This window comes from Falsiroseomonas selenitidurans (assembly GCF_012103215.1).
GTDB lineage: Bacteria > Pseudomonadota > Alphaproteobacteria > Acetobacterales > Acetobacteraceae > Falsiroseomonas > Falsiroseomonas selenitidurans.
Map to the genome: position 1 here is coordinate 74195 of NZ_JAAVNE010000022.1, position 10897 is coordinate 85091.

Annotated in this window: 11 protein-coding genes; 4 read left to right on the plus strand and 7 right to left on the minus strand. The window is 67.6% G+C overall.

Annotation, left to right across the window (positions count from 1 at the left end):
• Nucleotides 1–5 precede the first annotated feature (5 nt).
• Nucleotides 6–695, minus strand: a complete 690-nt coding sequence (locus HEQ75_RS14715) for a glutathione S-transferase family protein (RefSeq protein WP_168031866.1) — start codon at nucleotides 693–695, stop codon at nucleotides 6–8.
• A 390-nt stretch (nucleotides 696–1085) separates the two neighbouring features.
• Between HEQ75_RS14715 and HEQ75_RS14720 the strand changes: the two genes are divergently transcribed.
• Nucleotides 1086–2021, plus strand: a complete 936-nt coding sequence (locus HEQ75_RS14720; RefSeq protein WP_168031868.1) for a DUF4394 domain-containing protein — start codon at nucleotides 1086–1088, stop codon at nucleotides 2019–2021.
• A gap of 442 nt (nucleotides 2022–2463) precedes the next feature.
• On the plus strand, nucleotides 2464–2745 hold the full coding sequence (locus HEQ75_RS14725) for a P-type ATPase (protein ID WP_328734007.1): 282 nt from the start codon (nucleotides 2464–2466) through the stop codon (nucleotides 2743–2745).
• 266 nt (nucleotides 2746–3011) lie between these two features.
• Here HEQ75_RS14725 and HEQ75_RS14730 read toward each other — a convergent pair whose 3' ends face one another.
• Genes HEQ75_RS14730 through HEQ75_RS14750 form a run of 5 tightly spaced genes read right to left on the minus strand, consistent with a single transcriptional unit; the run spans nucleotide 3012 to nucleotide 6746 of the window.
• On the minus strand, nucleotides 3012–3713 hold the full coding sequence (locus tag HEQ75_RS14730; RefSeq protein ID WP_168031870.1) for a VIT1/CCC1 transporter family protein: 702 nt from the start codon (nucleotides 3711–3713) through the stop codon (nucleotides 3012–3014).
• A gap of 6 nt (nucleotides 3714–3719) precedes the next feature.
• Nucleotides 3720–4454: a hypothetical protein gene (locus tag HEQ75_RS14735; RefSeq protein WP_209318569.1), complete on the minus strand. Its 735-nt coding sequence runs from the start codon at nucleotides 4452–4454 to the stop codon at nucleotides 3720–3722.
• A gap of 14 nt (nucleotides 4455–4468) precedes the next feature.
• Entirely contained in the window at nucleotides 4469–5047 is a 579-nt protein-coding gene (locus HEQ75_RS14740; RefSeq protein WP_168031874.1) for a hypothetical protein, read from the minus strand.
• Nucleotides 5044–6285 carry a 2Fe-2S iron-sulfur cluster-binding protein gene (locus HEQ75_RS28800; protein WP_168031876.1) on the minus strand — a complete coding sequence of 414 codons (1242 nt, stop codon included), beginning with the start codon at nucleotides 6283–6285 and terminating at the stop codon, nucleotides 5044–5046. Before HEQ75_RS28800 ends, HEQ75_RS14740 begins: the two co-directional genes overlap by 4 nt.
• Entirely contained in the window at nucleotides 6282–6746 is a 465-nt protein-coding gene (locus HEQ75_RS14750; RefSeq protein ID WP_168031878.1) for a cupin domain-containing protein, read from the minus strand. Before HEQ75_RS14750 ends, HEQ75_RS28800 begins: the two co-directional genes overlap by 4 nt.
• A 298-nt stretch (nucleotides 6747–7044) precedes the next feature.
• Between HEQ75_RS14750 and HEQ75_RS14755 the strand changes: the two genes are divergently transcribed.
• Together HEQ75_RS14755 and HEQ75_RS14760 are read left to right on the plus strand one after the other, a co-directional pair.
• Nucleotides 7045–9564 (plus strand): cation-translocating P-type ATPase, encoded by a 2520-nt coding sequence (locus HEQ75_RS14755; protein WP_168031880.1) that lies wholly within the window; start codon nucleotides 7045–7047, stop codon nucleotides 9562–9564.
• Nucleotides 9561–10175 (plus strand): MgtC/SapB family protein, encoded by a 615-nt coding sequence (locus tag HEQ75_RS14760; RefSeq protein WP_168031882.1) that lies wholly within the window; start codon nucleotides 9561–9563, stop codon nucleotides 10173–10175. The genes HEQ75_RS14755 and HEQ75_RS14760 overlap by 4 nt, the downstream gene beginning before the upstream one ends.
• Here the strand turns inward: HEQ75_RS14760 and HEQ75_RS14765 are convergent.
• On the minus strand, nucleotides 10172–10660 hold the full coding sequence (locus HEQ75_RS14765) for a response regulator (protein WP_168031884.1): 489 nt from the start codon (nucleotides 10658–10660) through the stop codon (nucleotides 10172–10174). The two genes, HEQ75_RS14760 and HEQ75_RS14765, sit on opposite strands and share 4 nt — an antisense overlap.
• Nucleotides 10661–10897: the final 237 nt, after the last annotated feature.

A 10897-nucleotide genomic window follows, 5' to 3' on the forward strand; every position in this document is an offset into this window, starting at 1 on the left:
TCTCCTCAGGCGCCGAAGCAGGGGGCTTGCCGGGCGGCGCCACCGGCATGGTCGAGCATCCGTTCGCGCCAGGCCCAGATGGCATCCTCCGGCTCCAGCAGCCGCAGCGGGCTGGTGCTGCGCGCCCACATGAAGCTGCCGAAGACAACGAAATCCGCGTAGTCCGGCGCCGCGCCGCCCAGGAAGGGCTGGCCGGCCAGCGCCGCGCGCAGCGGCTGCAGCGTGGCGCGGAAGGCGGGCAGGCGCTCCTCCCGCCCTGCCGTCACCTGCTCCAGCGGCATGCCGAAGCGCCTCGTGCGCGTCGTTTCGAAATAGTCGCGCTGCGGCGGGTCCAGCAGCTTCGGGATGTCCGAGACGATGAGGCGGCTGATCCCCGCGGCCAGCACCGTGTCGTTCCAGCCGATGACGAAGGCATAGGCTTCCGGCCGGCCGTGCAGCAGGCTCGGCGTGGCCGGGTAGGCCGCGTCCAGGTGCCGGGCAATGGCCCAGGAATCCGGGATCACCTGGTCGCCATCCACCAGCACCGGCACCTTGTCGTGCTGCGCGAAGGCCAGCCGCTCGGTCTCGGTGAAGCGCCAGGGCACGCTGGCGAAATCGAGCCCCTTGTGCAGCAGTGCCATGCGGGCGCGCCAGCAATAGGGGCTGAAGACCCGGGCGGGGTCCTGGCCGCAGAGTTCATAAAGCTGGCGGGCCATGTCGGTGCTCCTTGCCGCCGGGCATCGCCGGGGCCGGCGGGGGTGGCGCGGGGCGTTATAAAGCGACCGATATAGAATCCGGGACGGGGCGGCAAGACCCGCGCCGCAACGGGCTTTCCTTCGCTCCGCGCGGCGACGCGCAGCCAGCGAGGCGGCTCTCGCTCGCGCGAATGTCAGGACCGAAGACTGCATCCGGAACGATGAGACAGCAAGTAATGAACAGAAGAATCGTCGGTAACCCTGCCAATGTGGTGAAGAGATGATCCAACTATGTTTTAAATCATCGGACTGTGTCATTGGCATGGGCGTTGCAGGTGCGGATATGGCTTAAGGATGGCGGGGATCTTTTTGTCAGTCATCCAGAGCCGTGAACAAGGAAAGGATTTCCGCATGAATGTTCTGCACCGCGCACCACGGCCGCTGCCCGCGGCCCTCGGCTTCTCCGTCCTCCTGGGCGCTTCCCTGCTGGCCGCGCCGGTCCAGGCCGGCCCCATCGTCGGCGTGGTCGGGCCGCGCACCCTGGTGGGCTTCGATTCCGCAACGCCGGACACCTTCACCACCACGCTGGAAGTCACCGGCATCGGCAGCGACACGATCCGCGGCATCGACTTCCGGCCCGCCACCGGGCAGCTCTATGCGCTTGGCCAGTCCGGCGGGCTCTACACGGTGGACACGGTGACCGGCGCGGCGACCAGCATCGGGCCGGGCGTGCCGGTCCCCGCCGGCCTGTTCGAGGCCGGGTTCTCCTTCAACCCGGCGGTGGATGCGATCCGCGTCACCACGGCCAATGACGTGAACCGGCGCGTCAACGCGACCACCGGCGCCACCATCATCGACGGCACGCTGCGCTACACGGCCGGCGACCCGAATGCCGGCGTCAACCCGACCATCACCGCGGTGGCCTATACCAACCAGCGGCCGGGCACGGTCACGTCCACCACGCTCTATGCCATCGATGCCGCCACCTCCGCGCTGGTCACCATCAACCCGGCGAATGCGGGGACGATCAGCACGATCGGCGAACTCGGCATCGACCTGTTCGGACCGAGCACGGGCTTCGGCTTGGCCTTCGACATCGATGGCGAGGACGGCATCGCCTATGCGAGCCTGCTGAATTCAGTGGGCCGGCTGGGTCCGCAGGGGCTGTTCAGCATCGACCTATCGACCGGCCTCGCCAGCTTCCTTGGCGACTACGGCAACAACACCGTCCGCGAGATCACGGTGGGCCAGCTCGGCCCGGTGGCGGTGCCGGAGCCGGCCTCCCTGGTCATCCTCGGCACCGGCCTGCTCGGCCTGCTGGGCCTGCGCCGGCGTCGAAGGGGCTGACGCGACAGGCCGGGCCATGGCCGGCATCTGCGCCGGACCAGGGCCCGGTCGCCCGGGGAAGACAGGGGGGAGAATGGTGTAGCGATGGGAACCCGGGTACGAAATTCTCTGGCATGCGCCCACGTCCGATGCAGTCAGACGCTTCGGTCCAGGGCATCGTATATAGCCGATCGCCGCCCGCTGGCGCCATCCGTCGGAATCCGGCACCCCTGGCCGCAACAGCGCTTCCTCGTCCAACACCCGAGCTGGGAGCCAAGTGCGTTAGCAGCGCACACACGGATCCGTCCGGGGGGCGCGGGGTGACCCGCGTCCCTACCGGGATGGCGATGACGAGACCAGTCTCACCGGCTGCGGCACCTTCAGGTGCCTGAGCAGGGGCGCCGGCTCGGCCAGGTGGTGCGCGGGTACCGGTATCCGCGCTTTGGCCGACCTTATGACGCGCGTGGCGCTCCGCCTGCGGCCCGCGGGCACCACCGAGCAACTGCCCGCCGACAAACTGGCGATCGGCGACCTGGTGCTCGTCCGGCCAGGCGAACGGGTGACTTGCGACGGCACCATCGAGGAAGATACCTCAGCACTGGATGAAAGCCCGGTGACCGGGGAAAGCATCCAGGTGGCACGCGGGCCGGGCGAGGCAGTGGTCGCGGGGCCGATTAACGCAGATGGCGTGCTGCGGGTCGTCGGCACGCTCAAGGCCAAGCACGCCGGCGTTCTCGTGCTTTGACGATTACCCTGTACCGCAGAGCTTTGCATATCCGATGGCGGGGCGGATCGGCGCCGCGAGGCTGGTCGCGGCTACGGCTCTGTGGCTAAGGGATGATGCGGAGGAGGTAGAGCGCGTCCACGATCGTCTGCGGGCCCAACATGCGCATCTGGGTGATGCGCGCCCGGATCGGACAGGGACGCTCCGCCACAGCCACGCCTTTGTCATTGACGAGCTTCACCGCCGTTGGCCGCGCTGATCTCCAACCCCGGCGCTGAGCGCGGCGGCTAAACCACCGTGCCGAACAGCGCACCAATGCCCGCTGTCAATGCCATTGCCAGCGCACCCCAAAATGTCACGCGCGCCGTTGCGCGCAGCACATTGGCCCCGCCCGCATGCGCCCCGACGGCTCCCAGCACGGCCAGGAAGGCAAGCGAGGCGCCCGAGACGATCCAGACGAGCAGGTGGGTCGGTGCGACGACAACCATCAGCAGGGGCATGGCGGCGCCAACCGCGAAGGTCGCCGCCGAGGTCAGTGCCGCCTGGATCGGCCGCGCGGTGGTGATCTCGGACATCCCGAGTTCATCCTGCGCATGGGCACCAAGCGCGTCCTTGGCCATCAGCTGTGCGGCGACCTGAAGCGCCAACCCACGCTCGACGCCGCGGCGGACATAGATGTCTGCCAGCTCCTCATGCTCGAAGACGGGGTTGTCGCGCAGCTCCTGGGTTTCCCGTGCCAGGTCGGCCTGTTCCGTGTCGGATTGGGAGCTGACCGACACGTACTCGCCCGCCGCCATCGACATCGCACCAGCGACCAGACCGGCCACGCCGGCGATCAGGATGTCGCTCTGCGTGGCTGCAGCAGCCGCGACGCCCACGATCAGGCTGGCGGTCGAGACAATGCCGTCATTCGCGCCCAGCACCGCCGCGCGCAGCCAGCCGATGCGTGAGACGAGGTGACGTTCAGGGTGGAGGTGCAGGCGCGGCATGTGGCTTCAGTCCCTTTCCCGGCCGCTGCGTCCATCACGGCGATCGCGCCCCCCGGGGCGCTCCGGCTCACCATGCGCGCTGCGATGGCAGGACACGCAGTTCTGGAAGTCGCGGATCCCCTCCCGCAAATGCCTGGCGCTGATGCGATCCTGCTGGTGCTCATGGCAGCCGTAGCAGGTGTAGCGGCTGGTATCGTTGTTCACATGGCAGGTGGCGCAGGGCGCGTTGTGATCGCCGTCCAACTGAAAGAAGCGCGTATGGTCGAGGGTGGCGGGCCTCCAGCGCTCGGTGCTGTGGCAGGTCGAGCAAGCAGCGGTCAGGCCGCGATGTAGGTTGTTTGCTGGCGCCGTATGGCAGGTGGCGCAACTCGCCTGCGTCGCCGGTTGCAGCAGTGCATGCGAGAACGTCATGCGGGTGCTTTGCCCGATCCGCGACCCCTGATGGTCGCTATGGCAAGCGAGGCAGTTCTGCGCAACGAGGTGTTGATGGAACGGCGTCCGCGCTGCCGGACCGGTCCGCACCATGGCGACACCGGTGGTGGAGCGCACGCCGATATCCGCGACGGCGTGGCAGGTGATGCAACGACCTGCCGATGCCCCAAGCAGCGGCGTGTGACAGGCGAAGCAATCCGTCGCCAGTTGCGCATGCGCTGGCACCAGTGGTCCGGCACTCACCATCAGATGCGGGTAGATGAAGGCGAGCGCGATAATCACGGCCAGGTTGGCCGCGACGATCAGCATGATCCAGGGCCGCTTCATCGCCACCCCCAGAACAGGAAGACACTCAGGATGTGTGCCGAGGCCAGGACGGCGAAGGCGAGCGTGATCGGGAAATGCACCACGCGCCATTGCTTGATGACGTCGAACGTCAGGCTGTCCCAATAGAGCCGTTCCTCGACGGCGTCCGCGGGCAGCCCCTCGTCTCGGAATTGCTGGCGGCTCGCCTCCATCCGGCGACGCGACCGGGCCAGCAGATACTTGCCGGTCAGCCCGCTGGCGACGTTGATGAGCATCGCCCAGACCGCCAGCCAGGCGAGGATTGCGTTGAAGTGGATGCCGGCATGCACGAGCACCAGCAGCGACCCGGCCCAGGCCATCCATTCATGCCGGCGTAGCAGCGACACCGGATCGCCCGTGGTGATGAGCTTGCGCTTGCGCAGCGAATAGCGAAGCGAGAGCAGGATGAGCACGGTGCCGGGAATGCCCAGATAGCGGCCGATCCAGACCAAGTCGGCCAGATGCAGGACGAGATCGAGGAGAAGCGCCGCGGCCGCCAGTGCGGCGAGCGCCAGCACGAAGGGCAGCACTTCGCGGTTGATCAGGCTGCCCGTCACGCGTCGAGTACCAGCGCCGAGCCCGGCGTGCCGACGCAGAGCAGGCAGCGGCCAGGGGCCATGTCATGGTCCGGCTTCACCGCATAACGGACGGTGCCGGACACGATGGCGGTCTCGCAACTGCCGCAACTGCCGGACCGGCAGCCGGACTCCACCGCGATCCCGTGACGTTCCGTAAAGTCTAGCAGGCTCGCATCCTGTCCATCCCAGACCAAAGTGCGCCTGGAGCGGCGGAACTGGATATCGACAGCGGTGGCAATGGTTATCCCCGCTTCGCCGGACGCGGCCTGCACCGGGGCGAGGGAGGCCGGCCCGAAGGCCTCGTGGTGGATGTCCTGCGGCGCGATGCCCCATTCCAGGAGGGCCGGAATCAGGATCGCCATCATCGGTGGCGGGCCGCAGATGTAGAAGGCGTGACGGCCATGCGGCAGCGTCTGGCGCAGCAGCGCCACGTCGACATAGCCCGCGTGCTGATGGTCCGTTCCCAGGACATCGCCGGGCGCTGGCTGGCTGTAGACCACATTCAGGTGAAAGGCAGGATGCTCGGCCGCCAGCGCCTCAAGGCGCGCCTTGAAGGCGTGTTCGCCGCCGTGGCGCAGCCCGTAGTAGAGGTGCAGGACGCGTCCGGGCTGCTGGGCCAGGCACCAAGTCAGCATGCTCATCATGGGCGTGATGCCGATGCCGCCGGCGATGAAGACCGCCGGCACGTCGGCATCACCGTCGATGAAGAAGCGACCGGATGGCGCGCGAACCCGAAGCAGGTCGCCTTCCTTCACCCGGTCATGCAGGTGGTTGGAGGCAACGCCCGGTGGCAGATCCGGCCGGCTCGGTGGCGACGGCACCCGCTTGACCGTGATGCGGTAGGCGTCCGGCCGCGGTGCATCGGAGAGGGAATAGCATCGCGTGATCGGCCGGCTTGCGCCGCCCGCGGGCTGGGGGATGTCGAGTGCGAAAGTGAGAAACTGGCCCGCCAGGAATGGTGGCAGCGGCGCCCCATCCACCGGTGCAAGTTGGAAGGAGCATTGCGTCCGCAGCGTGTCCTCGAACTGGCGCCGCAGCACGCGGAAGTCGCGCAAGCCCGGCCAGGCAAGGGCCTGACCGATCGCCCCCGCCTCGAAAGGCAGTGTCGTCGGCGACGTGGCATTGCGCCGCCAGCGCCAGGCTGCGAGGCCGATTCCGATCGTGAGCTGAGCCAGCAGCGCGGCGCAGATATAGAAAAGGAGCTGGAGCGCCGTCACCCGTGTTTGTCGAGAGCATGACCGGTTTGTACCGACCAAGCGGCCGGTGCGTCGTCCTGGTCTGCCTCGGCCGCCGCCGACGTCGCCTGCACTTTGCCGGGCTTGTGATGTGCGGGCGCGTAGATGGCGTAGACCTGCATCGGTGTTGTGCCGATGTTGGTGATGTTGTGCCAAGTCCCGGCCGGCACGAGGACGCACCAGCCGTCCGATACGTCCTTCTCGAAGGTCATATCGTCCTTCGCCAGCCCCATCTGAACGTGGCCATGGCCAGCATCGAGGCGCAGGAACTGATCCGTCTCCGGATGCGCTTCGAGGCCGATGTCGCCGCCAACGGAGATCGACATCAGCGTTACCTGCAGATAGCGCCCGCTCCATGCGACGGAGCGGTAGTTCAGGTTTTCCTTCGTCGCGTTCTCAATGTCGAAAGATTGCGGCTTCGGGCCAATGTCCTTGATCGTCATGGTCACCTCATCGCGTATGGCTCCGGGCGCAGCCTTTTGCTGGCCCGACCGGTGTCGCCATTCCACGGACCCAACATATGCGCGGCCGGTGGCCAACGTCCTTGCCTCAGATCAACGCCCGCGACCGGGAATAGGACGACCATGGTCGAAACATTTTTCGTCCGGCGGTTGAGCGCCTTGATGCGATCGATCAGGGATACCCTCGGCCGATCCCGCCGGCCGCGCGTTCTACCTCTGCGACCCCGCCCTCCTTCGGTCCGCGGGCATTCGGCACCAGGTGCCCAAAAGGACAACCGCCATGCTGGATGCACCAACCGCTGAGGCAACTGGCAGCGGCCTCAGTGAGCAGGAAGCCGCTTCCCGTCTGAAGGCCGATGGCCCCAATGAGCTGGCGCGCACCGGCCGGCGAACGCCGTTCCGGATCGTGCTCGAGGTGCTGCGCGAGCCCATGCTGGCGCTCCTGCTCGGCGGCGGTGTGCTCTACCTGCTGCTCGGTAGTCCGGAAGAGGCCCTCATCCTTCTGGCCTTCGCGCTGTTCTCCATCGTGATCACCGTCGTCCAGGAAAGCCGCACCGAGCGGGTGCTGGAGGCGCTGCGCGACCTGACCAGCCCGCGCGCGCTGGTAATCCGCGGGGGCGAGCGCCAGCGCATTGCCGGTCGCGAGGTCGTGCGCGGCGACCTGGTGGTGCTGGCCGAGGGCGACCGCGTGCCGGCCGATGCCCGGCTGATCGAGGCCAGCGACTTCCAGACCGATGAATCGCTGCTGACGGGAGAGTCGGTTCCGGTGCGGAAGGTGGCAAGCGCGGCTTCGCCCCCGGCGCGTCCCGGCGGCGACGATTTGCCGCATGTCTTCTCGGGCTCGCTGGTGGTGAGGGGCAGTGGCATTGCCGAGGTGACGGCGACCGGCCCGCACAGCGAGATCGGTCGGATCGGGCAGTCGCTCAGTGCGCTCGATTCCGAGCCACCACGTCTGCAGGCGCAGATGCGCCGGCTCGTGAAGCTCTGCGCGATCTTCGGCGGCGTCGTCAGCGTGCTGGCGGTGGTGCTCTACGGCACCTTGCGGGGCGGCTGGCTGGATGCGCTGCTGGCCGGCATCGCGATCGGCATGTCGATGCTGCCGGAGGAGCTGCCCGTGGTGCTCACCGTCTTCATGGCGATGGGCGCCTGGCGGATCTCGAAGGCGCGGGTGCTGACGCGGCGCGCGGCTGCGATCGAGACGCTCGGCTCCGCCACGGTGCTGTGCACCGACAAGACCGGCACACTGACGCAGAACCGCATGACGGTCGCAGAACTGTGCCTGCCCGACGGCACGGCCTTCCGGCCGCGGGGTGACGCGCTGCCGGCGGGGTTTGCGCTGCTGGCTGAGACCGGCCGACTCGCCAGCGCGCCACAGCCTTTCGACCCGATGGAGAAGGCCTTCCATGCAGTGGCCGAGGGACTGCCTTCGCCCGCCCTGGAGCTCGTGCACACCTACGGGCTTCGGCCCGGCCTGCTGGCGATGACGAATGTCTGGCGGTCGGGGACGGAAACCATCGTCGCCGCCAAGGGCGCGCCTGAGGCTATTGCCACGCTGTGCCACCTGGACGCCGCCGCAACCGCCGAACTGACCGCGCGGACCGAGGCGCTGGCCGCCAAGGGCATGCGCGTGCTGGCCGTGGCCCGCGCCGCGCCGGACGGGCAGGCCTGGCCGGAGACACAGGACGGCTTCGCCTTCGGCCTGCTGGGACTCGTTGGTCTGGCCGATCCGCTGCGCCCGGGCGTGACCGAGGCTGTCGCCGAATGCCGCACGGCCGGCATCCGCGTCATCATGATCACCGGCGACTACCCCGCCACCGCCGCCGCCATCGCGCGCCAGGCGGGGCTGGACGCCGAAATCGTCGTGACGGGTGATGCACTCGCCAGCATGGACGACGCGACCCTGGCGACTAAGGCGCGCGAGACCACGGTCTTTGCGCGGATCATGCCGGAGCAGAAGCTTCGCATCGTCGCCGCCCTGAAGGCCGACGGCGAGGTCGTCGCGATGACCGGCGATGGCGTGAACGACGCGCCCTCGCTCAAGGCCGCGCATATCGGCATCGCCATGGGCGGGCGCGGCACCGACGTGGCGCGCGAGGCGTCGTCGCTGGTGCTGCTGGACGATGACTTCGGCTCGATCGTCGCGGCCGTGCGCCTGGGGCGGCGGATTTTTGACAACCTACGCAAATCGATGGGCTTCATCATCGCCATCCATATTCCGATTGCGGGGCTGGCGTTGCTGCCGTTGATCTTCGGCCTGCCGATCCTGCTCTGGCCTATGCACATCGCCTTCCTCGAAATGGTCATCGACCCCGTCTGCACGCTGGTCTTCGAAGCCGAGACCGAGGAGGAGGGGATCATGCAGCGCCCGCCGCGCGATCCGGCGGCCCCGCTGTTCTCCGCCTCGCTGCTGGGTTGGAGCGTGCTGCAGGGGGGCGTCGTGCTGGCGCTGACGGCAGGCATCTACGTGGTCGCGCTGGATCGCGGCATGCCGGAGGCGGAGGTCCGGTCGCTGACGTTCTTTGCTCTGGTGCTCAGTATCGTCGGGCTGATCTTCGTGAATCGCTCCTTCAGCGCCTCGATCGTCACAGCCTTTCGGCGGCGCAATGCAGCACTTCGCTGGGTGATGCTGGCGGTGACGGTGATGCTCGGGGTCACGTTGGCACTGCCCTTCGCGCAGCGCATGTTCCGCTTCGGTCCCCTGCACGCCGACGATCTCGCGGTGACCGTTGCGGCTGGGCTGGCCACGATCCTCATCCTCGAATTCCTGAAGCCGCATTGGCGCAAGCGGCTGATGACGTGACGCTGCCCTGGTACAATCTCGCGGTCGCGCTGGGCATCGGGCTGCTGATCGGCCTGGAGCGGGAACGCAGCAAGGGCGAGGGCCCGACACGGCGCCCGGCCGGCATTCGGACATTCGCCCTAGCCAGCCTGCTCGGTGCTGTGGCTACTCACCTAGGTGGGACAGTGCTGTTGGCCGTTGCCCTGGCCGGGATGATTGCGCTGACCGCCCTGTCCTACCTCCGGAGCCATGACACGGATCACGGGCTGACGACCGAGATTGGCCTCTTGATCGCGCCGCTGCTCGGTGCCTTGGCCATGGCCGAACCGCTGCTCGCCGCAGGGCTGGCGGCGGCTGTCGCCGTGGTCTTTGCTGCGAAGGCGCCGATGCATGATTTCGTGAAGGGCGCGCTGACCGACGCCGAGGTGAAGGATGGCCTCGTCTTCGCGATCGTAACCCTCGTCATCTGGCCGCTGGTTCCTGATCGACAGCTTGCGCCGTTCGACGCAATTAACCCGCACGACGTCTGGCTGCTTGTCGTCCTTATAATGGCGCTCGGCGAGGCGCTGCGGGGCCGGTTGCCGCGTCAACATCGCGGGCGACCCTTATCCAGCCCAAGCCGCACCGCTTAGCCGGCCGGCGCAACCGGCGAAGCGCGGCCGCAGACCTGTGCGATGGCCAGGCCCAGCGCTAAATCGGTGAAAGGCTTCTGGAGTTCCGCCACGCCAGCGGGCATACTGGTGTGAAAGACCCTGCCTCCGCTCATCCAGACATGAGGGATGAACCCATCGCGCAAGATCCGCTCGATGGCGCCGTGGCCGCTGCCGGCGCGCAGGCGCTCATCCACCAGAATCAGGCCAGGCCGGACGCGGGCCGCAGACGATACCGCACCCTCCTCCGTGTCCTCGACACTGATCACCTCATGGCCCATGCCCGCGAGAACCCGCTCGAGCAGCATGCCGATGATCACCTCATCCTCGATGACGAGCACGCGCAGCACGCCGCCTCTCCGCTCCCAGCTTCCACCCTCGTTGACCCAGGCTTCGACCTGCTGCTGCAGTTCCACTGCGGCGTCACCTGGGTTGGCGTCTGAATCAATGGCCAATGCCTGCCTCATCCCTTGCGCCTGAGAGACCGTGCAAATGCTCTCAGCGCTCACGTAGCTGTGAGCAACTTCGCCTACCTTAGGTCATTGGCCTTGTTGCCGCGCAGGATCGGAAACTACTGAGGTTACGCGATGCGCCGTCTGGCACTCTGGAGTGGCCCCCATCAAACCGGACACGCGGCATGGTTGGCTGACTGCAGGGCGATGAACTCACGGGGCGAGCGCATGCGCAAGCCGGAGTGCGGGTGG

Coding starts and splice junctions, on each gene's coding strand:
- HEQ75_RS14765 (WP_168031884.1), bottom strand. CDS start 10,660: ATGAGGCAGGCATTGGCCATTGATTCAGACGCCAACCCAGGTGACGCC.
- HEQ75_RS14730 (WP_168031870.1), bottom strand. CDS start 3,713: ATGCCGCGCCTGCACCTCCACCCTGAACGTCACCTCGTCTCACGCATC.
- HEQ75_RS14755 (WP_168031880.1), top strand. CDS start 7,045: ATGCTGGATGCACCAACCGCTGAGGCAACTGGCAGCGGCCTCAGTGAG.
- HEQ75_RS14750 (WP_168031878.1), bottom strand. CDS start 6,746: ATGACGATCAAGGACATTGGCCCGAAGCCGCAATCTTTCGACATTGAG.
- HEQ75_RS14715 (WP_168031866.1), bottom strand. CDS start 695: ATGGCCCGCCAGCTTTATGAACTCTGCGGCCAGGACCCCGCCCGGGTC.
- HEQ75_RS14735 (WP_209318569.1), bottom strand. CDS start 4,454: ATGCTGATCGTCGCGGCCAACCTGGCCGTGATTATCGCGCTCGCCTTC.
- HEQ75_RS14720 (WP_168031868.1), top strand. CDS start 1,086: ATGAATGTTCTGCACCGCGCACCACGGCCGCTGCCCGCGGCCCTCGGC.